We start from the raw sequence: 23,166 nt of genomic DNA on the forward strand, positions 1-23,166 counted from the left end.
CAAGAGATGCGATGGATGTCTGATTATTTGTAGTCATAAATTTAAGTCCCCACTTGTTTCTAAGTGGGGACTAAATTAAGGCTTATAGGATGAATTCAGAAGGTGTGTTCAGCGGACGCTTACCATCTATCTATATTTAAATTAAGTTGCTCAAAAAAAATCCCGAATTTACATTCGGGATTTTTTATTAAACACGTCAAAGTTTAAACCTTAGCCTCGCTTGAACTTCTTCTCGGCTTTCTTAAACTTCTGCACATAACGACGACGACGTGCGGCTGTGCGTTCATCCACTTGTGACTTACGTCCTTCAAATGGGTTTTCAGAAGTTTTAAATTCAATTTTTACAGGCGTACCTTCTAGCTTATAAACTTTACGGAACACGTTTTCTAAATAACGACGGTAATCTGCAGGTGTTTTATCGACCTTATTACCATGAATCACGATGGTTGGCGGATTCTGTCCACCCATGTGTGCATAACGCATTTTAATGGCGCGACCTTGCACTTTGGGTGGATGGTGTGCATCTGTTGCATCATTCAAGATTTGAGTCAGTTTCGCAGGTGACACTTTTAAGTGTGATGATTCATAAGCACGATGAATAGAAGGATATAAATCGCCCACGCCTGTACCATGCAAGGCAGAAATTAGGTGGATTTTTGCCCATGGAATAAAGTCAAAACGACGCTCAACATCTAACTTACATTGTTTGCGATCATATTCGGACATATTGTCCCATTTGTTAATTGCGATCACCATGGCACGCCCTGCTTCAAGTGCGTAACCAATCAAGTGTAAATCTTGCTCGACAATACCATCACGTGCATCGACTACAATCACCACCACGTGTGCATCTTTCATGGCTTGCAAGGTTTTCACAATCGAGAATTTCTCGATCATTTCATCGACCTTACCTTTACGACGCACACCTGCAGTATCAATCAAGGTGTATTTACGTTCGTTGCGCTCAAACGGAATATAGACTGAGTCACGTGTCGTACCTGGCTGATCGTATGCCACTACACGTTCTTCACCCAATAAACGGTTAACCAGTGTCGATTTACCCACGTTTGGACGTCCAATAATGGCTAAACGCAAACCTGTGTCTTGATCATGTGCATCTGGGTTTTCATCTTCAGGAACATCTGCCAAAACGTCTTCCAGCATTTGCTGAACGCCTCGACCATGGCTGGCAGCCACTTGCAATGGCTCGCCCATACCCAGTTTAAAGAACTCAACCAAAGCGGCTTCGGCATGTACGCCATCTACTTTGTTCGCCACCAAGAATACTTTTTTGCCCAAAGTACGCAATTCACGCGCAATTTGCTCATCCGATGCCAACAAGCCTGCACGTGCATCGACCACAAAAATGATCATATCGGCTTCATGGATGGCTGTTTTAGATTGTTCAGCCATGTAAGAGTCGATGCCACCTTCACTTTCGCCAATACCGCCAGTATCGACCACAATGAAAGATTTATTTTGATAGGTTGCATCACCATATTTGCGGTCACGTGTCAGACCTGCAAAGTCGGCAACAAGTGCATCACGGCTCTTGGTAATCTGGTTAAACAGCGTTGATTTTCCGACGTTCGGACGACCAATGAGCGCAATTACGGGTTTCATAGATTAACCTTTATTCAAGATCAGTCAGTTTCAATGGTCTGTACATCCGAAACTGTGGAAGAAAGAACAGAGTATGGATGTTGGGTTCAGCGTTGCGACCACGCAAACGACAGAGAGAACATCGACCACTCTATTAAATAAAAACACGGGGCATTGATGATTCAATTACCCCGCGTAAAAATACGGACAACTATTTTAGCATAAAAGTCAGAACAAAATTAGCGGTTCTGCCAAACGCTTAATGCGCCCTTTTGCGTTACGACATAGAGTTGATTGTCAATTACACGCAATGAACGGACTTCGCCATTGGTTTTTGAACGTCCAACCAGTTGCCCTGAACTTGGATCAATGAGGTGTAAGACACCATCTAAATCACCGACCACTAAATATTGTCCAAACAATACAGGATTAGATAAACGACGGTTGAGCAAACTGTCATTTTCCCAAAGTGCTTGTCCTGATGTGATTTCATAAGCTGCAATTTTGCCATCTGCAGTGCTGACAAATACACCATTCCCCGCCACTTCTGGGCGTTTGGTACTGCTTGCGTCTTCACTCCAAATCACTTGTTGTGAAGCTAAGTCCAATACGGTGACCTGACCTTGATAGCTTGTGGTCACTAAGAATTGACCTGCAACCACAGGGTCGCCATCAATATCATTTAAGCGTTGAATATCTGAACGGCCTTCACTAATAGCAACACGACGCTGCATACGTGGTACGCCTGTAACAATATCCAGTGCGTAGACATAGGCATTTGCAGAAGCAATTAGCACAGTACGTGAATCGAGCGCAACAGGTGCCGCCATACCACGTAAGCTAAATTGCACGTTTGGCAAGTTGTAAGTCCAAACCAATTGACCTGTTTCGGCATTGTGTGCATATACCGTGCCGTCATTACTTACAGTCACCACACGGCCTGCCTGAATTAACGATGGCGCAAGAATTGCACCTGTTAACTGTGCAACCCACTTTTGCTCACCCGTTTGCTGATCTAAAGCAAACAATTGACCTTTACTGTTTCCTGCAACCACAATGCCTTCAGCAGCATTGACACCTGCCGTTAAGCCTTGCTTAGACACTTGTTTTTGCCAAAGACGCTGCTTGCCTTGATAGGCAGCCATCTCACCTTTAGGATCAACAGTATAAACTACTCCGTTTTCGGCATCTAATTGCAGGCGTAGTGGATCGGCTGATGTAGTCGATGCAACACTTTGTGAAAATACAGGAACTAGACTTTGTGCTTGCTCAAGTTTTGGCAGTGGATTTGGCTTAACTTCTGCAACTTTAATTTTATTGGTAGAACACCCCACTAAAGCGAGGGTTAAAACGGTCAGTGCAAACGGTATTTTATACTTTCTATTCATTAGCTCTCATCCACTTGTGTTTCTAATACTGGGCGTTCAATTTCAGGATCATCCACCAAAACACCAACACTTTCGAGTTTTATTTGTAAAATTTGACGTTCTTGTTTACGTTCCACCAAAGTATCCCATGCACTTTGATAGGCTTTTTTGGCATTTTCACGGTCATTTTTCGCGACATAAACATCGCCACGCGCTTCATCTGCAGTCGCTTTAAATGCAGGATCAGTCACCGCGGCCAAACTTTGAATAGCTTCATCGTATTTCTTTTGCGCCAACTGTGCATAAGCCAAACGCAACTTAACCAATTGCACTAAGCCTTGGTCTTTTACTTTAGAGTTTTCAACTTTCTTTAAGGCTTTTTCTGCGGCAGCAAAATCTTGCTGATCGTAAGCGAGTTTAGCCATTAAGAATTGAGTTTGAATAGCTTGCGCAGAATCAGGGGCTTCTTTCACAATTTTATCGGCAGTTGCAGACAATTGACTGAAGGCATCTGGATTGCCTTCTGCTGTACGTGCATCATCCATCAGTTGTTGCACTTTAGCAGTATTCATTTGCTGCTCTGCCAAGGTTTTTTTCTGCCAATATTGCCATCCGAAAAAGGCAATCAACGCAATTAAAATCCCGCTAATCATGGCTGAACCATATTTTTTCGCAAACGATTTTAAACTATCAAGTTGTTCGTCGTCACTCAATGCGCTCATTGGATTACCCTTTTCCTTATGTTATTTGGCTTATTGTGAAGAAAATTTTTCAATGATGAAAGGCACAATTTTGGTCACTGCAACAGTCGTTTGCTCAGCAGTTGCCAAGGTTTTCACTGCCAATTGCTGTGCTTCCGCTTCGCGCTCACCAAAAATCAAGGCATAGATTGCACCTGATTGATCGGCTTTTTTCATTTGGCTTTTCATTGAGCCTTGTGAACCAACTTTTAAGCGAATCTGGCTGCCCGCTTGTTCGAATTGGTCACGAATTTGCTCAGCTAAAACCAACGCCTTGCCTTGAGTTGTTGGATCTGCCAACAAGAATACTTCACAATCACGTACAGGCGTATTGTCTTCGACTTGCTCAAGCAACAACAATAAACGCTCAATGCCCATGGCGAAGCCCACGGCAGGTACGGACTGATCTGCCTTACCCTTCAACTGCCCAACCAAACCATCATAGCGCCCGCCTGCACAAACTGTGCCTTGCGAACCTAAATGCGTGGTTGTCCATTCAAAAACGGTTTTATTGTAATAATCTAAACCACGTACCAGTTTTTGATTAATCACAAACTCAATGCCTGCATCGGTTAAATACTGCTGTAATTGGGCAAAGTGATTCAGCGTATCTTCACCCATAAAATCATGCAATTTTGGAGCATTTTCTAGGATGCTTTGCGTTTTAGCATCTTTCGAGTCCAAAATACGCAGTGGGTTAGTACTTAAACGACGCTGTGAATCTTCGTCTAAATCGGCTTTGTGTGCTTCCAAAAACTCAACCAAAGCAGCACGATACGCTGCACGCTCATCCGACTCACCTAAGGTATTCAACTCTAAGCGGACTTTATCGGCAACGCCCATACGTTTCCATAAACGCGCAGTCATTAAAATAAGTTCGGCATCCATATCGGGTGTTGCAACGCCAAAAGTTTCCACACCAAATTGATGGAATTGACGATAACGACCTTTTTGCGGTTTTTCATAACGAAACATTGGGCCGATATACCACACGCGCGGTATCGCACCACGTAGCAAATTGTGCTCTAACATGGCACGTACACAACCTGCAGTTCCTTCAGGACGCAAAGTCAAAGACTCAGGCGGATTACCCTTGTCTAAGAATGTGTACATTTCTTTTTCAACAATATCGGTCGCATCACCAATTGAACGCTTAAACAAATTGGTTTGCTCAACCATTGGCAAACGAATTTGTTGATAACCATAAGCATCCATTAAAGATGCTAAATGTTGCTCTAGACGTCTCCACGCAGGTGTTTGCGTTGGAAGAATGTCATTAAAACCTTTGATTGCAACAATTGAACTCATGTCTTACTCAGAAAAATTTGTACGAATAATCTCTTTAGATTTAGCTTCTTCAAGCTCTGTCACACGTTGACGAACCATGCTTTCGATTTCATCAACAAGTTGGTTGGTATCAATTAAATGGCTCTTTTCACCATTACGATAAACCAATGAACGCGGACTTGCGCCCACCACACCAATATCAGCTTCTTTAGCTTCGCCCGGGCCATTCACTTTACAACCAATGACCGATACATCCATTGGAGTACGAATATCTTCTAAACGCTCCTCCAATGCCTGCATTACAGAAATGACGTTAAATTCCTGACGTGAACAGCTTGGGCAGGCAATAAAGTTAATCCCGTTAGAGCGTAAACCTAAAGATTTTAGAATATCAAAACCGATTTTGACTTCATCTTCAGGTTCTGCCGCAAGCGAAATACGCATAGTATCGCCAATACCTTCCATGAGCAGACCGCCCAAGGCAATTGCAGATTTTACGGTGCCTGTACGGTAAATACCTGCTTCAGTTACGCCTAAATGTAATGGATTATCAATTTGTTGTGATAACAAACGATAAGCATCCATGGTTAAAAAAACATTCGATGCTTTGACTGAAACTTTAAATTCCTGAAAATCTAAACGGTCTAAAATATCAATATGACGCATGGCAGATTCCAGCAATGCTGCACCTGTCGGCTCGCCATATTTTTTCTGAATATCTTTTTCCAGCGATCCTGCATTCACACCAATTCGCATAGAAATATCATGATGTTTGGCAGCAGCCACCACTTCACGAATCTTGGCTTCCGAACCAATATTACCTGGGTTAATCCGCAAACAGTCTGCACCTGCATCGGCAACTGCCAATGCAATTTTATAGTCAAAGTGAATGTCTGCCACCAACGGCACAGATACTTGCTTACGAATTTCACCAAATGCAGCTGCGGCTTCCATGGTCGGTACAGAAACACGCATGATGTCTACACCCGCATCTACACAACGCTGAATTTGCGCCACGGTTGCAGCAACATCGCAGGTTTCCGTATTGGTCATACTTTGGATGCTAATGGGCGCATCACCACCCACATAGACAGAACCCACACGAATTTTACGGGTCGGACGGCGTTGAATTGGATTCACAATCATGATATCGCTCTACCTTGCTGCATTATCGAGATAAACGGAATTCTGCTTTTCCGTTCACAGTATATGGCGATAATGAAATCGACTCATTGTTCAAACTTAATGACACAGCAGTCGCATCATCTAAGCGAATTTGAAATGGGGCTTCGCCTTGTAAATTTAAAGTAGAGGCTTGACGTCCTGTCGCTAAAACATTGCCAGCAGAGTCAACAATATGCACTGAAGTTGGACGAGCAAATTGCAAATTCAGCTGATCGCCCGAAGCAAGTGCAGGCGTGCTGCCTGTCGCATTGTCAGAAATGATTTGCACATCGGATTGCAGTATTGTAATTTCAGGTTCTGCACCCTCTTGACCAGACGACATCCAGTTTTGAATTAGCGCGACCAATGCCCACAACAACAGCAATACCGCCACAATCACAGCGATACGTGTGAGCCACTTTTTATTGCGATCGCGGTTAGAGCCTGGCAGTTTTCCCATAATTTTGATGGGTGAATTGTTCAAGGCGTGATTTGGCAACAACCCTGTATCGTTGGCATAAATTTCATCAAAACGCTGAATAATGGCTGAAGCATCGACCTGTAAATATTTGGCATAGGTACGATAATAACCTTTAATAAAGGTCGCTTCAGGCAAAGCGGTATATTCGTCTTGCTCTAGCGCCATCAGCGTTTTTAATGGAATTTTCAAATCTTTTGAAACATCATCCAGTTCGCGTTTTTGATTGACGCGAATTTGACGAAGGTACTCACCTGGACGTTGAACATTTCCTAATGCATGGGGTACAGGCGTTGTCCCCTGTGTGGGTTGCGGTGAATTAGGATTTACTTCCATACGGCCTCAGTACTGTACTGTAATTGCAAATAACGTTGGTATTCTTGGCTATTGGGAAATAATGCACGCAGCTGGTTCACTAAAACCTGAGTTCCCAATTGATCGCCATTGGCACGTGCTAAACGAATCCCAATCCATAAGGCACGCGCACCCTGATTTTTTTGCCCCACAGCACGTACAAATTGTTCATACAATTGTCGCGCGGGTGCAAATTGTTGTCTTAAATATAAAATTTCCGACAACTCTAACATTGAAACATAAGAATCGCGATTGGCTTGCAAGGCTTGTTTGAATGACTTTTCGGCATTCTCTATATCGCCTAATTTCAAGTAAATACGACCTACATTTTCCAATGCTCTAAAGCGTTGATCATAACCCAGTGTTGCACCTGCAATACTGAGCTGCTCAATCGCATCATTATAGCGTTCTACTTGATATAAATACGTACCATAGTTGTTACGCGCTTGTGCATTTTTTGGGTCAGCGGCAATGGCACGCTTAAAATACGCATCGGCTTTTTCTAAATTCAGCTTGCTGCCTTCTTGTTGCAGCAACACGCCCATCATCATATTAGCGGTGGAATCACGTGAATCACTTTCCAAAGCTTGATCAAGTGCGCGTTTGGCTGAGTCTAAATCGCCATTTTTTAAGTATTCTGCTGCCAACTGCGTACGTACTTGCACCGCTTTTTCAGGGTCTTTTTGCCCTAAGGTTGGAGCTGTGGTTTGACAAGCTGCAGCAAAAATTGCCGAAATACAAACAGTTGTAATTTGTGCGATTTTAAATACAGGCTTATTCAATGGACATCCCCTTTGCGTCTTCGTTCGATGCAAGTTACTTATCTATAAAAGTCATTATCCTTGCGAGCGTATGATTTCATTTTGCGCTGCAACTTTCTTTTTCCACTGTTCGGCACGGCGGGTGCGGTCTGCCACTTGTCCGACCAATTGCCCACACGCAGCATCAATATCATCACCACGTGTCTGACGAATCGTACACACAAAACCTGCATCAGACAAAGTTTTTTGGAAAGAAATAATTCGATTTCGGCTTGAACGTCCATACGGCGCGTGCGGAAATGGGTTAAATGGAATCAAATTAATCTTGCTTGGCAGGTTCTTGAGTAGCTTAATCATTTGCTGCGCATGTTCAGGATGGTCATTTACACCATCTAACATGACATATTCAATGGTCACGTGTTTACGCGCACTTTCGTTGCCATCTTTGCCAATATAACGCTGACAAGCTGCGATTAATTGTTCCAATGGATATTTTTTATTGATTGGAACAAGTTCATCACGCAGTTCGTTATTGGTGGCGTGCAAAGAAATTGCCAAAGCCACATCAATATCTTGTGCCAATTGGTCAATTTTAGGTACAACACCCGAAGTCGATAAAGTCACACGACGCTTAGACATGCCATAAGCAAAGTCATCTAGCATAATGCGCATGGCGTTCAAGACGGCATCGTAATTCAACAACGGTTCGCCCATACCCATCATCACCACGTTGGTCACAGAACGCTCACGTTCAATCACAGGCACATCTTCCATATAGGAATAGTTTGCCATCCACAACTGACCAATAATTTCGGCTTGGGTTAGGTCACGCTGAAAACCTTGTTTACCCGTAGAACAAAATGAACAGTCCAGTGCACAACCTACTTGCGATGAAATACACAGGGTTTTACGTGAGCCAGTTTTGTCTTCGGCAGGAATCAGAACGGTTTCGACCAATGAGCCTTCACCATCACCGACACGGAATACCCACTTACGCGTACCGTCTTTAGAATAATTTTTATGCACCACTTCAGGCGCTTTAATTTCACAAATCTTTTCCAGTTTTTCACGTAACTTGCCTGAAATATTGGTCATTTCGGCAAAATCTGTGACAAAAAACTGGTGAATCCATTTCATCACCTGCCCTGCACGGAATTTCTTCTCGCCTAAATCTTCAAAGAATTTTTCCATTTGTGGACGTGACATGCCAAGGAGATTCACTTTCTCTGCAGTCGCAGACTGTGCAGGAGCGGCCGCAGATGCTTGCTGAACATCTGTTGCAGATGCAGCGAGGACTTCTGTACTCATGTGTGTATACCTAAACCATGTCTAAAGATGAAAGGAGAAGCTCAAGAGGTGAGCAAAGGTTTATTCAGAAAATAAAAATCGGAGAATAAAAAACCAGATAAGCATAATAACACTTATCTGGTTTGAATACTGCGTATTAACGAGTACGTGGGCAAACTTCAGTTTGAGCAAAGAAGTAGTTTACTTCACGCTCTGCAGATGCAACTGAGTCTGAACCGTGAGCAGCGTTTTCATCGATGCTTACAGCGAAATCTGCACGGATTGTACCAGGTGCAGCTTCTTTAGGGTTTGTTGCACCTAAAATTTCACGGTGAGCAAGAACTGCGTTTTCACCTTCAAGAACTGAAACAACGACTGGACCAGAAGTCATGAACGCAACTAGGTCACCAAAGAAACCACGTTCTTTGTGCTCAGCGTAGAAGCCTTCAGCTTCAGCTTGAGAAAGGTGTTTCATTTTAGTCGCAACGATTTTAAGACCAGCTTTTTCGAAACGAGCAAAGATGTCACCGATGTGGTTTTTAGCAACAGCATCTGGTTTTACGATAGATAAAGTACGTTCAATAGCCATGATTGGCTCCTTAAGTCAATGTTGACGCGAAAATTTTGCCGCATTATACCGAATAATGGGCTATTTTCTGCTTTTGATGTGTAAAAAAATTGCTTTTTTCGATATGAAGCGCATTGTGCAGGACCTTGATCGGCAAATCAATCTTGCTTCACACCGCTAGATTAACGTGCTTCGTCAATCCACGCCATTTGAATGGCTTCTAAGATGCCTTCAGTCGATTTTTCGGGATCATCTTGAAACTCTGGCAAAGCACAGACCCAAGCGTGCAAATCGGTAAAACGAATCCATTGCGGATCGACATCGGGATGCGCCTCATATAACTCAATGGCAATGTCGATGCTGTCGGTCCAACGTAAACCCATGTGTATTCCCTATTCTAGTCAAGACAGCGACTACTTTAACAAATTTCGCATGGGCTGCCTGCCATTACTGCACTGAATTTTCGATTTGGTTTTATCCAGACTTATAAAACAATATTTACATAAGGTGCAGCCAAAATAATCGCACTCGCCACTGAACCGCCAATCATCGCCCCGACTGCCACATCACTCGGATAGTGCAAGCCTAAAATCATACGGGAAACGGCCACCAAAATCGTAAAGGGCAACATCAACATCAACAATACTGGCTGGATATAACCCAAAACCGTTGTGGTCATGACTGCATGCAAAGTGTGACCTGATGGGAAGCTAAAATGATCTAAGGGACGTTCACCCAAACGGATCACTTGGTGTACCTGATACGGACGTGGACGGACGGTTTTTTGTTTTAAATATTTATAAATACCTGTGCCGACAGATCCGCCTAACAACAGATAAATAATTTGTAAACTATAACCAATGCCCTGCATCATCCATGCACTTGCGAGCATGACATACCAGAACACACCATCGCCCAAACGGCTAATAACTTTAAAAAATTGTGCCACCCGCTGAGAGTGGGAAAAATGGTTAAGATACAAACAGCCTTTTAAGTCGAGATCCAGCATTCTTATTTTTGCATTTTTAAACTTCATCAGTTCTCTCCTCTTTGGCGTATAGCTAAGATGGCATGTGTAGCTCCTTCGCCACCAGATATAACGCCTGCTCAAATTGTTGGACTGGATACTGCCAGCCAATATTTAAAGTCGCTTTGCGGGCGTGTTCGCCCATCTGTCTAAGGGTTGTAAGATCGGGAAGTCGGTGGATATGACCGACCAAATCTTCTGGCTGACCAAGTGAACTCAACCAGCCTGTTTCATTCGGTTTGAGATGTAAACGTGCACAGGCATAGTCATAAGCAATGACAGGCAAGCCACTGGCCATGGCTTCTAACACGACATTGCCAAAGGTTTCGACCTGACTGGCAAAAGCAAACACATCGGCACTGGCATAGGCTTGTGCAAGTGCTGTGCCACTTAAACTACCTGTAAAAACAATATCTCCCTGAGTGTTCATGGCTTCTAAACGCTCACGGTCTGGGCCATCTCCAACAATCACCAATTTCACAGGCTGTTCGGTATTTTTTGGCATACGCTGATAGGCATCAATAATAAGATTGACTTCTTTTTCAGGTGATAAACGCCCGACATACAACATCACCCGCGTGTTTTCACTGGCACCCCAACTTGCTCGCAGTTGGGTCGAACGAAAATCCGGGGAAAAATATTCAACATCGACACCACGCCCAACCACCACTAAAGGCCCTTGCACGCCAAACTGACGCAATGATTTTTCGGTGTGGCTACTTGGCACACACGTCAGCGAGGTATTGTTATGAAACCATTTTAAGTAGTGCTGAATGGGTTTGAGCAAAAACGCCAAATCGAAAAAACGGCTAAAATCTTGAAATGCAGAGTGAAAACCACTCGACACTGGAATATGTTTTGATTTTGCAATATGTAAACTGGCAAGTCCTAAAGGGCCTTCAGTGACGATATGCACCACATCGGGTTGAAACTCATCTAAAGCCTGAGAAAGCTTAGACCACTGTGGCCAGCCAAATTGCAAATTATGATATTTAGGAATGGCTTGTGCTTTTACCAGACATTCTTGATACGGTTGGAATTGAGTGCAGGCTTGTTTTTGTTCAGGGCGAATCAATAAAATTTTGTGTCCAAGTTCCTGCAATCCTTTGCAAAGCTGCAACAGTGAACGTGCCACACCATTAATTTCAGGTGGCCAAGTTTCTGTTACAAGGGCAATTTTTAAACGTGGGCGGACAAGGTCTGAGAGTTCAGAGGTAGGCTGGCTGCTTTTTTGTTTTTGATCTTGTTTGAAATAAAATTTAAACGCATCGCTGTAACGCTCTAACTTACTACTCTGCTTTGCCAATACATTGCTCATCGCCTTATGCTCAATTCTTATTTTATGCTTGCTAGCATAGAGCAGCAGCATTGCAGTAATATGATGCTTTGGTGACACATTTGTCATTTTTTAAACAACTAGATGACCACTCATACCTAGTTTTATGTATATCCTTTGCTGTCATTCAGCAAAAAATAGATAAAAAAAGCAGATATTGTCTACCTGCCTGCTGAATATCTTGTTTGCTGAACACCTGATCCGCGGCGCATTTTGTCTGGAACTGCCGCACATCTAAGCCCTCTAAAAAAGTAAATTAATATACAACTCATCGGTATAACGCCCTGCTGGCGTTGTCAAACTCGGTTGTTCATCCAAGCGTACCGCGACACTGTATTTATGTCCTGTCGTAGAAACATGCCCTGCGATGGGCGTGTTCCACAAATTTGTTTTTGCTCCCATAATACTCATACTGGTGCGTAAACGGTGTGAACCATTATTCACAAAGCTGCTGCCATGTTTGTCACGTAAATTACGACTGTTGAACTGAATGCTATAACCACGGTCACAGCGCACATTAAAACTGGTTGCGGTCTGGCTACGGTATTGTGAACTCATTTGCAATAAAGATTCACTGACTGAACCAATGGTGCAAGCCTGTGCAGGAAAACAAATCCAGCATCCACACAGCACTAGACTTAATTTTTTTACCATCCCTAATCTTTTCATGTTCTCATCCTCAATCATCCTGCTGATATACTTACTGACAAATCAAATCTAACTGTCTGGTTTGTGGAACAGTGCCTGCTTTAACTTGAGGGACGTCAAGTGAACTATGGCAAATTTTTCCACCTTTGGTTTTGACTTTCAGCGTATAACTGCCTGCTTTCACACCATATAAATGTACTTTTCCATCGCTGCCCACAGGTACAAATTCAGTTGTATCATCACTTAAATACACTTCACTGCCCTGCACAAAGGTCTGCTGATCGGGCGTGAGTAAACGCAATATGATCAATCCTGTACGCTGAACAGGGAAATTCACTTTATAGCCGCGTTGATTCATGCCAATCACTTTTTGGCTTGAATATTCAAAACTGTCATACAGATCTAACTGGTCCTGATCAAAAGACACGTCGTAATTGACGTAAGGGACAATGTCATGCACAAACGCATAGCCGTGTTGATTGGTTTTACCAACAGGCCTTAACGCACGCAGTACTTCCACATTTGGAATATCACCAACATTCACCAAAGCAAAAGCATTGTCTACATATTTGGTCATGGCCCATTTACGGTCTAACCACACTAATGCACCCTGATAATTGGCTTGACTGTAGCTAAAGCGCTCGCTTTCATCGTGGCTTAAATATAAATTACCCATCGGCATTTTCAGGGCGGTATAAGCATTTACACCAATATCCCCTTCAGCTTGCTGATGGCGCACAGCAAGCGTGTAATCCACACCATTTTGAGTTAGGCTGCTTTGCGCATAACGTAACTGGGTTTGTTCTTCAAAATTATGTGAAAGCTGCGCACTGCGGCGTTGGTCAAATTGATAATTCAGCGTTAAATAGGCTCCGTCGCTATCCTGCATTTTCAAGTCTTTATAATAAGAAAACGACATTGAGGTTTGACGTCCCAACATACGAGAAAAACCGACTGTAAGCATTTGGCTATCTGTAAAACTATTATTTGCATTGGGATGATAACGGCGCTCTAGATAGTTCACATTTAAGGTATTGATTAAAGGAATATTGAAAATACTGACATAAGCTAAATTGTCGTATTCCACTGTTTGCGTCGTATTGCTATATCCCAAACCGCGATATTCAGGACTGTAGTATTTATGACTTGCACCAAGCGCAATCCTACTTCCACTTCGGCTTAGCGAAGCGCCAAAGGTATAGCCATCGCCCCAATCACTGTGACTAGAAGCTGCATGCGTATCTAACAAGGCATATTTGTTGATAGCTTGTGTCCATAACAAACCAACATTTTGCACATCCTTGCTATAATTTAAATTAGTGCCTAAGGTCGTGCTGTCGGTAATCCCGCGTCTGAAATATAAGTTGCCAAAAAACTCACGATAATCATCCGATACGTAGTCATAGTCATAACGCAGCTTGCCTGCAGAAAAGTTATATTCATTTAACCCAGGTTTGAGTAATTGCGTGGTGACATAGACAGGAAAGGATTGTACGGTACGATTACCCAATACATCTTCCACCACCACCTGTGCCTCACCCGACTGCTGAATATTGGCACCTGTATTTAAGCTATAGTGTCCAGGCGTAACCTGTTGTTGATATAAATTGATGCCATTAATGTATAAATCGACGGTGGATGGCAGTACAGCACTGCCTCTTAAGGTGGGTACATTCCAATAAATAAAATCTGGATAACTACTAAAATTGGAACCAAAAGATACACCGCCAAATCTAAATGTATCTAATAATGGATTATAAACGCTGGTGTTATCACCCAAGGTTAAACGCTGATAACGTGATGGAAACTCTATTTCAAAACTGGTATTCAAACGCAGTAGCTTATCTTGATCTTGTTCTACCTCTTTGCGATACATCATGGCATTTTTAAAAATCCAGTAATCTTTAAAAACACCAAGCTCCGTCAAGCCATTTATTTCATTGTAATTATCATAACGTGCATACAGCACATCATAATTTAAAAAGCCACCCAAGTCCGCTTTTGAGGGAATCGCATGCGTTTGGGTAAATTGTGCATCAATAAAATAGCTGGCTGGTACAGTTAGTTTTATGGCTTGCAGCGCAGCGTCTTGCACGGACTGAATTTCATTGGTGCTTACAGAACAGAACTGAGTTTGTGCGCTGTGTTTTTGTAAGCGCTCTTGCAGCAAACCCAATTGTTGCAAGACTTCACATTCCATATAACGTTGCCCGTCCTGCTGCAATACTAGACTTTCAACGACACGATCTACGCCATTTAGCCAGACACTATTTAATACCATTTCAGGCTGAGCAGCAGCGGCTTGTAATGGTATCCCCCACAGGACACTTTGCAGCGCAAAAAACAGTCGAGTTCTATGCATGATTTAGCCCTTCATTTTCAACTCAATGGCTTGCTCACTTTTATCTGTTTCAAGTTTGAGTATGTAATTTTTCAAATCACTGAGTTTGATTTGCCCCATATCAAAGCTGTGCTTTTGTTGATTCAACAAATATTTCATTTCACGAGTAGTTGCGACAGGTTGTTTTTGTTGATTTAAAATACTGATTGAAGAAATTTGCACATGCGATGCAGCATGATTTTCTATCTCTAAAAATAAATGATCATTTTGATAACGCGGGGTTGCTGTTACCTGAATGGCTTCTTGCTTACCCACAAATAAAGGAACAGAAATTGTGAATAAAAATTGTAAGGCGTCTTCTTCCACTACAGGAGCAATTTCTTTAAAAACAATGCGCCAAGTTTTTTCTTGCGCCATTTCTTCCTTCAAAAGTGGTCGGCTAAAACCTACACGAATAATTTGTTGTGTATTAGGTTGTAAAACAAAGTTTTTTGGATTAATTAAAAGGTCTTGATCTGGCTCTAGTACATCTTCACCCTGAGCATTTTGCGACCATTTATAGGCAAACATTTCAAAGCTTTTCGGTTCGGTAAGATCAGTGGCTTCCATCACAACCGTTGCACTGCGTTGTCGTGCTTTATCGCCCAAATACATTTGTGTAGGTGAAATCACCATGTTTGCATAAACAGCTTCTACACATAAGCAACTTGCAATCAGCATATATTTCAATAATCGTTTCATGCTTCCCCCAGCAATGTCTTATTTTGTATTTATTTAGACTAAAAAGTTGACTCCACCCATCGGCAAAGCCAACTCATTCAGATTGAGTTCAAACGTATTAGAATGAAACTTCAATGCTGTAATTATCGGTATAAGTACCCGCTGGTTTAGAAATACCTACGCTGTCACTTTTAACAAAGACATTGTAAGTGTTCCAACCATTGCTGCCTGGCGCAATATTGGTTTGCTTATCATTTAACAGAATAATAGACGGTGAGCCCGCACGCTTGGTTTCAACTGTGAGACCCACTGCAGGTGCATTATTACCAACACCTAATTTTGCTTTAGATTTTGTTGATTTATCCCCCAAACGGTTGTCGGTATTTACCAGTAGATTGTAATTTGCATTCGCTCCAACCATAAATTGACCTGAAGTTTCCGCACCATCTTTTAATGAGATACTTGATGTTAGTACTTTCAGCTCACAACGCTTAGGTACAGTAACTTGAATTGGAATACTTCCTGTGCACGGCCCTTCGTTACATACTGGGGTTGGCTTAGGGTCTGGTTTAGGACCGTGATTGCCGCCACCACTTGCCATTGTTACCGTTGAAAAAGCGCCGAAAACCACCACAGCTGCAGCTGTTTTAATAAATTTAGACATGTCATTTCTCCATAACTCTTATAAAAAAACATTTTTTAATCATTCACTCGCTTGAGATATCGTTAGAATTATTGAAACTCAATCCTTAGCAAGTTTCTTCATTTTAGGTATTTCTCACAAAAATCTATCTATACGCCCCATTTCACACAATTTTGAATAAACTTTGAATTTCAGCAAATTAGGAGATTAAAGTACTGTTTTAAATGACATCACAAAAAACTAGGGAGCAGCTCACTCCCTAAAATTTGTGATCCAAATTTTAGGGATAATGAAAAATATATATTTATTTACATCTAGAATAAGTTTTTGTTTTTAATTAATTTTCATTGTATTTTTATTTTAACTTTTGTTACATTTTAAGTAGGTTTATTTTTAAAAGAATGGTCAAAATTCAGTTTTTAGCCTAATTTTTACTACACTTTTCACGTATTTAATTCACTATCTCCTATCACATTCAACAGACTGAGCGTTTTTTAACATCAAATCTCACCAATTACAGGGATTGCCTCTCGCTATAAAAAAGCCATGTTTTGGGCGGCTGAATCTATCCAAAAGATCAAATTTGCACACCACCAACTCAACGAAGAAACAGTTGATCATTCATCTATATCAGAAACGTGAGAAACCAATCTCGAAAGATGTTTAGCCGTTCAATAACGCAATAGCAGGCAAAATAAAACCCCATTCAAGCCACTGCCTAAATGGGGTCATCATACCTGAGCCTGTAATATGGACTCAGGTACACACGCGTGACTTATTTAACGTAAGTCAACCAATGTGCATATTTGTCATTCTTGCCTTGAACTGCGTCAAAGAAAGTTTTTTGAATTTCAGTGGTAATTGGGCCACGTGAACCACAGCCAATTACACGGTCATCGTATTCACGAATTGGGGTAACTTCTGCTGCTGTACCTGTAAAGAAGGCTTCATCGGCAATGTAGAATTCATCACGCGTAATACGGCGTTCAACTACTTCATAACCCAAGTCTTTAGCAATCGTGATCACCGTTTGACGCGTAATACCATCTAAAGCACCGCCTGCGATGTCTGGTGTATGTAAAACGCCATCTTTAATTAAGAATACGTTTTCGCCAGAACCTTGGCATACATAACCTTGTGGATCCATCAACATCGCTTCGTCATAGCCTGCTTGCGCTACTTCTTGGTGTGCAAGAATAGACAAAGTGTAGTTACCAGAAGCTTTAGCTTTACACATGGTCACGTTTGGATGATGATGCGTAAACGATGAAGTTTTAACGCGAATACCTTTAGCCATCGCTTCTTCACCCAAGTATGCACCCCAACCCCAAGCCGCAACAGCAGCATGAATGGTGTTATTGGTTGCAGCAATACCCAGTTTTTCAGAACCAATCCAAATTAATGGACGTAAATAGCACGATGAAAGTTTGTTTTCACGTACCACATCAATTTGCGCCTGTTCTAAAGCTGCTTGATCAAATGGTACTTTCATTTGATAGATTTTTGCAGAGTTTAACAAACGCTTAGTATGGTCCTGAAGACGGAAAATCGCAGTTCCGTTTGGCGTTTCATAAGCGCGGACACCCTCAAACACACCCATACTGTAGTGTAAGGTATGCGTTAAGACGTGAATTTTTGCATCACGCCAGTCAACCAATTGTCCATCTTGCCAAATAAAACCATCACGATCAGCCAAATTCATGGCACACACTCCAAATGTTTATACAATAGTCATTTTAATCCAACGCAGACATTGCAGTCGGATCAATTAATCTTTGCCATAACTTGCAAACGACCTCACGGGTATCGTACCAGTCCGCAGCATTGACTTGCATGGATTGATTTGCAAGGGCTAAGCGGTGGCTTTCGGCTCGTTCACGGAGATAAGCTTGAATCAATGCTGTCGCATCGTCGCTGGATAAGCAACCTGTTCTTGCGGCATCTTCAAGGATTCTTACGTTGTCGGAATAATGGGCGAGATCAGGATTCGACCCACTCCAGGCTAATACCGCATACTGTGCCATAAATTCGATATCAACGATACCACCTGCATCCTGTTTTAAATGAAAAATTCCATCTTTTTTTTGCTCTTTAGATGAACCCAAATGATCTTTCATTTTTTGACGCATTTTCAGCACTTCGCTGCGGACATACGCTTCGTCACGCGGCTGGGTTAGAATCTGACAACGCAACACTTCAAACTTGTCACGTAAACATTGTTCGCCTGCAATACTGCGTGCACGAACCAAAGCCTGATGCTCCCACAGCCACGCACTTTTCAGTTGATATTGCTCAAAGGCCCGTAAACTGGTCACCAGTAAACCCGCATCTCCCGAAGGACGTAAACGGGTATCGACATCATAAACTCGACCATCTAAAGTTTGCGTGGTCATTAAAGATACAAATTTACGTGCCACCCGCATAGCAAATTCAAAGCCACTGATCGGTTTAATGCCATCAGTATCGGCTTGTTCATCCATGTTGTGAATAAAAACCACGTCTAAATCTGAGCCGTAACCAAGTTCGATGCCACCTACTTTGCCATAACCAATAATGGCAAAAGCGTTATGCTCCAAACCACAGCGCTGTCCTTCACTGTCTAGCGGATAACCATGTTTTTTGACAATCATCTGATAGGCCAGTTGTAGGGCTGCATTTGCGGTCACTTCGGCAATATCGGTTAACGCATCTGACACTTTCATTAAGTGACTTTCTGCCAGTACATCGCTGGCCGCAACTGTTAATACGTTGGATTTTTTGAATAAACGTAGCACCCGCATGAGGTCTTCAACTTCATCCAGTTCAATGCGCAGCAATTGTTGGCGCAAAGAATCTTCCAAATCGCTGCGTTTTGGCAATTCAAAATCCATAGATAAAAATTCATCCAACAACACAGGATATTGCGTCAATTCTTCACAAATCCACGGGCTGACTGTGGCCATTTTTACCAAGCGTTGCAGTGCCCCCTTGCTTTCAATCAGCATGACCAAATACACGGTACGACGCAGAACAGATTCGACCAGTGGCATTAAACGCATCAATGCCATTTGTGGATTTTCTGACTGCAACACTGCTTCAATCAAGTGTGGCCAAAAGGTTTTTAAACGCTGTAAAGCTTTGGCGGTGAGTTTTTTAATGGCATGTCCATACCAGAACTCATGCACTAAATTTTTCGCTTGATCGTCTAGTACCGCATCGAGCTGTTTTTCTAGCTGACTGTAATTTTCCAGCAAAGAATCGGGTTCATTTTCTTTAATTAAATGCTCAAACTGATAAATGACTTTGACACGCTTTTCATTTAGGGTCTGCATAAAGCTGTCCCAATCGGCAAAGCCCAAAGTATCGCTAATGCGTGCGCGTAACTCAGGTTCAGTCGGTAAAGCTTGGCTTTGCTGATCATTCAAGGCTTGAATGGCATGTTCTACTCGACGCAGGAATAAATAGGCATCTTCCAAATCCAGTACGGCTTGTGGCTCTAGCAATTCAGCTTCGCCCAAATGGCGCAAACTCACCAAACACTGGCGGTCTTGTAATTCTAGTTTTGAACCACCGTAAATCAGCTGAAAAACCTGCACAATAAATTCAACCTCACGAATACCGCCCGCGCCCAATTTAATATTGTCTTCAATATTACGACGCTGCACTTCGCGCTCAATCATGGCTTTCATTTCGCGCATGGCTTCAAAGGCGGTGTAATCGACATATTTGCGGAATACGAAAGGTCGGGTCATTTCCAGCAGTTCATAACCTTCTTGCCCACCTGTGATAATACGTGCCTTAATCCAAGCATAGCGTTCCCATTCGCGTCCATGCTGGCTTAAATATTTTTCCAGTGCGACATGGCTAATCGCCAAAGCAGAACCATCGCCCCACGGGCGTAAACGCATATCGACGCGGAAAACAAAACCATCGGCGGTGATATGATCTAATAGATAGATCAGTTTTTGTCCCCATAAAATGCAGAATTGCTGCACTTCAATACACTTGCGTCCATTGGTTTCGCCTTGTTCATCAAAGGCAAAAATCAGGTCGATGTCGCTGGATAAATTCAGTTCCTGCGCGCCATGTTTGCCCATGGCGACCACAATCAGGTCTTGGACTTTACCGTTATACCCCATCGGTTCGCCATGCTTGGCGACCAACGGAATCCGAGCAAAATCTTTGGCTACTTGCACACAAATATCGGCAAAGTCTGAAAGTTCCTGCGTCAACGTCACCACATCGGTGAGTTGGTTGGCATCTTGCCAAATCCAGCGGAACATTAAACGCGCGCGTAAAATTCGCAGGGTTTTCATCCACAAGGTTTCATCTTGAATGTCTTGTAAAGTCGAAATCACCAATTGATGAATATAGTCTGCGCTCAGCGGTTTTAGAAATTGGTCAATTGCATAATCCTGCTGTAACAGGCTTTCGTGATTTGCCAAGACTTGTTCTGCATATTGACTGGCATGTAACGTTTTTTGCAATTGTTCCGCATTCATTTTTAAGACCTAAAACCCAGTTTTATTTTGAAATATTGTCAACCCATCTATTTATAGCAGCAGATGCGTCAAAGAAGAAAATAAAATTACAGCAATCTGCAAAATACCTCTTACTTAAAATGCAGCGATAAAAAAACCGAAGCCTAAACTTCGGTTTTATCTGCTTGATGCAATGCTTATTCAGCATCTAGCATTAATTCTGCGCTCATACCAACCGTGTTAAAACCTGCATCGACATACAGAATTTCACCAGTAATACCATTCGCCCATGGTGAGCAAAGGAATAATGCCGCATTACCAACATCTTCAATGGTCACGTTACGTTTTAAAGGTGCAACTTTTTCATTCAGGTCTAACATTTTACGGAATGATTTAATGCCCGATGCGGCAAGCGTACGAATCGGACCTGCAGAAATTGCATTCACGCGAATACCGTCAGCACCCAAGCTTGAAGCCAAGTAGCGTACACCTGCTTCTAAAGATGCTTTCGCCATACCCATGACGTTGTAGTTTGGCATCACACGCTCAGAACCTTGATAAGTCAAAGTCAATAAGCAACCTTGGCGTGCTTGTAATAATGGTTTTGCAGCACGTGCCATCGCAATAAAGCTATAAGCACTAATGTCATGCGCAACTTTGAAACCATCACGATCTGTAACATCGGTAAAGTCACCATCTAAAGTATGCGCAGGCGCAAAACCAATCGAGTGAACCAAACCATCTAAACCATCCCAGTGCTTTGCCAAGTCAGCAAAAGCTTGCTCAATTTCAGCATCTACGCCTACATCGCAAGGCAATACAATGCTTGAGCCAAATTGTGCAGCGAAGTCATCAACACGTTTTTTGAGTTTTTCATTCGGATAAGTAAATGCTAATTCTGCACCTTCACGATGCAATGCTTCTGCAATACCAAATGCGATAGATAATTTACTTGCAATACCAGCAATTAAAAAACGCTTACCCGCCAAAAGACCTTGTGCCATGTGAAACTCACCTTGATATATTTCGCAGTATCATGCCAATTCTGAACGCATAGTGAAATTGCATAATGCGCCTTTTTTTGCCGTTTATGTAAAAACTCAATGGCGATTCAAGTGAGTGATAGATGACGTCACATGATGATCTGCAAATGGTGACGTACAATCTTGGTTAAAAACTTGCCCTACCACTTGGCATAATGCTGTTCAAGCAAGCCGTATTCGTTTAACAAAATAATTTCGGTATCGTCTTGTTGAATAGTACCACTAATTTTAGCTTGCCATTGGCTGAACTGACTGCCGACTAGACGCAAATTCAGGTTTTCATAACGGCGCCAACCTGTGCTGACAGTTAAATTCAAACGATGATCCAGTGAGCGAATGCTCCACGAGCCATCATCCTCAGGTTGGAACAACACATCTGTTAAGGGATACAGCACGCCATTAATCCACAAACAGTTTTCGTTGCCAAAACTTTCATTCACACCAGAAGCCAGATTCAAGCCTACACGACGGTCTTCGGTATCCCAAAAGTTGCACGACAACCAAAACCATGCTGTTTCAGGGCGTAAAAAACCGCAGGTATCATCTAAAGAAGCAAAGGTGCGTTCATGGAATTGAATGGTTTGTCCTGTTTTATTAACAAAATAGCCTTCACAGCCGAGTGTGGTCAGTTTTTGGGTGTAAGTCCAACCATTAATACCTGTTGGGCTACACATACTTAGCGGGTCTGTGCCTGCACAAAATATCCGCGCACTGAGTTTAATTTCACCATATTTGGTCACGCGGATATAACGCACACCATTGGCATGTTGAATTTCAATTTGAAATGGCGATTTTTCAAAAAAACTTTGATTAAATAACGGTTGCTCATCTAAAACCGTATTACGCGATAAAAAATTAATCGCATTCCATTCCTGCACTTCGCCCGTCATGTGATTATAAATATAGACAAAACCGTGCCCTGCCCAAGCAATATCGGCAATCGCAAGCCCAACGGTATAGTGTTCGTGCTGAATACTACAAAATTTAAACTTTTTATATTTTAAGCGTTTACGCCAACCCGACAATACTTCACCATACGGTGATTTATATTGATAAGCCTGATAATCAATTTTTTTGGGAAGTTCACTAAAACGTCCATAATGCGGTTGTCCATTCGCCTGAATTAAATCCATTGAAGACATTCCCTATTGTCTAAAAACAATTCATCTTTGGTCGTATTATGCCTACAAATGCATGTACAAAAAACCCGCAGCTTATGATTTTGTTCAAAAAACGGCTTTGTTGCATAAATATGTAAGCATCTGATTTAAATAAATTTAATTTTGGATCAAAAAATAATCAAAACTTTTAAAATCATATAGTTATGAAATCTTTGTGCA

At 42.2% G+C, this 23,166-nt stretch carries 20 protein-coding genes; all 20 read right to left on the reverse strand.

Translation table 11 applies throughout. The features are described from left to right. Nucleotides 1-210 precede the first annotated feature (210 nt). Nucleotides 211-1,623: a ribosome biogenesis GTPase Der gene (der, locus tag HYG89_RS14020; RefSeq protein ID WP_004975107.1), complete on the reverse strand. Its 1,413-nt coding sequence runs from the start codon at nucleotides 1,621-1,623 to the stop codon at nucleotides 211-213. 218 nt (nucleotides 1,624-1,841) lie between these two features. Beyond that, complete coding sequence (gene bamB, locus HYG89_RS14025; RefSeq protein WP_178868023.1) at nucleotides 1,842-2,990, reverse strand: outer membrane protein assembly factor BamB; 1,149 nt, start codon at nucleotides 2,988-2,990, stop codon at nucleotides 1,842-1,844. Beyond that, complete coding sequence (locus HYG89_RS14030; protein WP_131260757.1) at nucleotides 2,990-3,691, reverse strand: tetratricopeptide repeat protein; 702 nt, start codon at nucleotides 3,689-3,691, stop codon at nucleotides 2,990-2,992. Before HYG89_RS14030 ends, bamB begins: the two co-directional genes overlap by 1 nt. Nucleotides 3,692-3,721: 30 nt before the next feature. Next, entirely contained in the window at nucleotides 3,722-5,017 is a 1,296-nt protein-coding gene (gene hisS, locus HYG89_RS14035) for a histidine--tRNA ligase (RefSeq protein ID WP_178868025.1), read from the reverse strand. A 3-nt stretch (nucleotides 5,018-5,020) separates the two neighbouring features. Further along, nucleotides 5,021-6,142 carry a flavodoxin-dependent (E)-4-hydroxy-3-methylbut-2-enyl-diphosphate synthase gene (gene ispG, locus HYG89_RS14040; protein ID WP_131260758.1) on the reverse strand — a complete coding sequence of 374 codons (1,122 nt, stop codon included), beginning with the start codon at nucleotides 6,140-6,142 and terminating at the stop codon, nucleotides 5,021-5,023. 22 nt (nucleotides 6,143-6,164) lie between these two features. Continuing rightward, a complete protein-coding gene (locus HYG89_RS14045; RefSeq protein ID WP_178868027.1) occupies nucleotides 6,165-6,974 on the reverse strand; it encodes a RodZ domain-containing protein in 810 nt (269 codons plus the stop codon). Further along, entirely contained in the window at nucleotides 6,965-7,753 is a 789-nt protein-coding gene (pilW, locus tag HYG89_RS14050) for a type IV pilus biogenesis/stability protein PilW (protein ID WP_371971077.1), read from the reverse strand. The genes HYG89_RS14045 and pilW overlap by 10 nt, the downstream gene beginning before the upstream one ends. Nucleotides 7,754-7,828: 75 nt before the next feature. After that, a complete protein-coding gene (rlmN, locus tag HYG89_RS14055) occupies nucleotides 7,829-9,061 on the reverse strand; it encodes a 23S rRNA (adenine(2503)-C(2))-methyltransferase RlmN (RefSeq protein WP_178868030.1) in 1,233 nt (410 codons plus the stop codon). Nucleotides 9,062-9,197: 136 nt separating this feature from the next. Beyond that, nucleotides 9,198-9,629 carry a nucleoside-diphosphate kinase gene (gene ndk, locus HYG89_RS14060; RefSeq protein WP_004975092.1) on the reverse strand — a complete coding sequence of 144 codons (432 nt, stop codon included), beginning with the start codon at nucleotides 9,627-9,629 and terminating at the stop codon, nucleotides 9,198-9,200. A 161-nt stretch (nucleotides 9,630-9,790) separates the two neighbouring features. Further along, a complete protein-coding gene (gene iscX, locus HYG89_RS14065) occupies nucleotides 9,791-9,991 on the reverse strand; it encodes a Fe-S cluster assembly protein IscX (RefSeq protein ID WP_004975089.1) in 201 nt (66 codons plus the stop codon). A 101-nt stretch (nucleotides 9,992-10,092) separates the two neighbouring features. Then, entirely contained in the window at nucleotides 10,093-10,644 is a 552-nt protein-coding gene (locus HYG89_RS14070) for a phosphatase PAP2 family protein (protein ID WP_004975087.1), read from the reverse strand. Between the two features lie 25 nt (nucleotides 10,645-10,669). Continuing rightward, on the reverse strand, nucleotides 10,670-11,953 hold the full coding sequence (locus HYG89_RS14075; RefSeq protein ID WP_178868031.1) for a glycosyltransferase family 1 protein: 1,284 nt from the start codon (nucleotides 11,951-11,953) through the stop codon (nucleotides 10,670-10,672). A 261-nt stretch (nucleotides 11,954-12,214) separates the two neighbouring features. Beyond that, the gene (locus HYG89_RS14080; RefSeq protein WP_178868032.1) at nucleotides 12,215-12,640 is read right to left on the reverse strand and encodes a hypothetical protein; all 426 of its coding nucleotides are present in this window, start codon (nucleotides 12,638-12,640) and stop codon (nucleotides 12,215-12,217) included. A 31-nt stretch (nucleotides 12,641-12,671) separates the two neighbouring features. After that, nucleotides 12,672-14,981 carry a fimbria/pilus outer membrane usher protein gene (locus tag HYG89_RS14085; protein WP_178868033.1) on the reverse strand — a complete coding sequence of 770 codons (2,310 nt, stop codon included), beginning with the start codon at nucleotides 14,979-14,981 and terminating at the stop codon, nucleotides 12,672-12,674. A 3-nt stretch (nucleotides 14,982-14,984) separates the two neighbouring features. Next, nucleotides 14,985-15,701, reverse strand: a complete 717-nt coding sequence (locus tag HYG89_RS14090) for a molecular chaperone (protein ID WP_154320369.1) — start codon at nucleotides 15,699-15,701, stop codon at nucleotides 14,985-14,987. 97 nt (nucleotides 15,702-15,798) lie between these two features. Next, nucleotides 15,799-16,344, reverse strand: coding sequence for a hypothetical protein (locus tag HYG89_RS14095; RefSeq protein ID WP_154320368.1), 546 nt, complete (start codon nucleotides 16,342-16,344; stop codon nucleotides 15,799-15,801). 754 nt (nucleotides 16,345-17,098) lie between these two features. Beyond that, on the reverse strand, nucleotides 17,099-18,025 hold the full coding sequence (locus tag HYG89_RS14100; RefSeq protein ID WP_004975074.1) for a branched-chain amino acid transaminase: 927 nt from the start codon (nucleotides 18,023-18,025) through the stop codon (nucleotides 17,099-17,101). A gap of 34 nt (nucleotides 18,026-18,059) precedes the next feature. Further along, a complete protein-coding gene (gene glnE, locus HYG89_RS14105) occupies nucleotides 18,060-20,804 on the reverse strand; it encodes a bifunctional [glutamate--ammonia ligase]-adenylyl-L-tyrosine phosphorylase/[glutamate--ammonia-ligase] adenylyltransferase (protein ID WP_004975073.1) in 2,745 nt (914 codons plus the stop codon). Nucleotides 20,805-20,980: 176 nt separating this feature from the next. Beyond that, complete coding sequence (locus HYG89_RS14110; RefSeq protein WP_004975071.1) at nucleotides 20,981-21,787, reverse strand: enoyl-ACP reductase; 807 nt, start codon at nucleotides 21,785-21,787, stop codon at nucleotides 20,981-20,983. Between the two features lie 179 nt (nucleotides 21,788-21,966). Then, complete coding sequence (locus tag HYG89_RS14115) at nucleotides 21,967-22,959, reverse strand: DUF2804 domain-containing protein (protein ID WP_178868034.1); 993 nt, start codon at nucleotides 22,957-22,959, stop codon at nucleotides 21,967-21,969. Between the last annotated feature and the right edge of the window lie 207 nt (nucleotides 22,960-23,166).

This window comes from Acinetobacter sp. SwsAc5 (genome assembly GCF_013391485.1).
In the GTDB taxonomy this organism is placed as follows: domain Bacteria; phylum Pseudomonadota; class Gammaproteobacteria; order Pseudomonadales; family Moraxellaceae; genus Acinetobacter; species Acinetobacter towneri.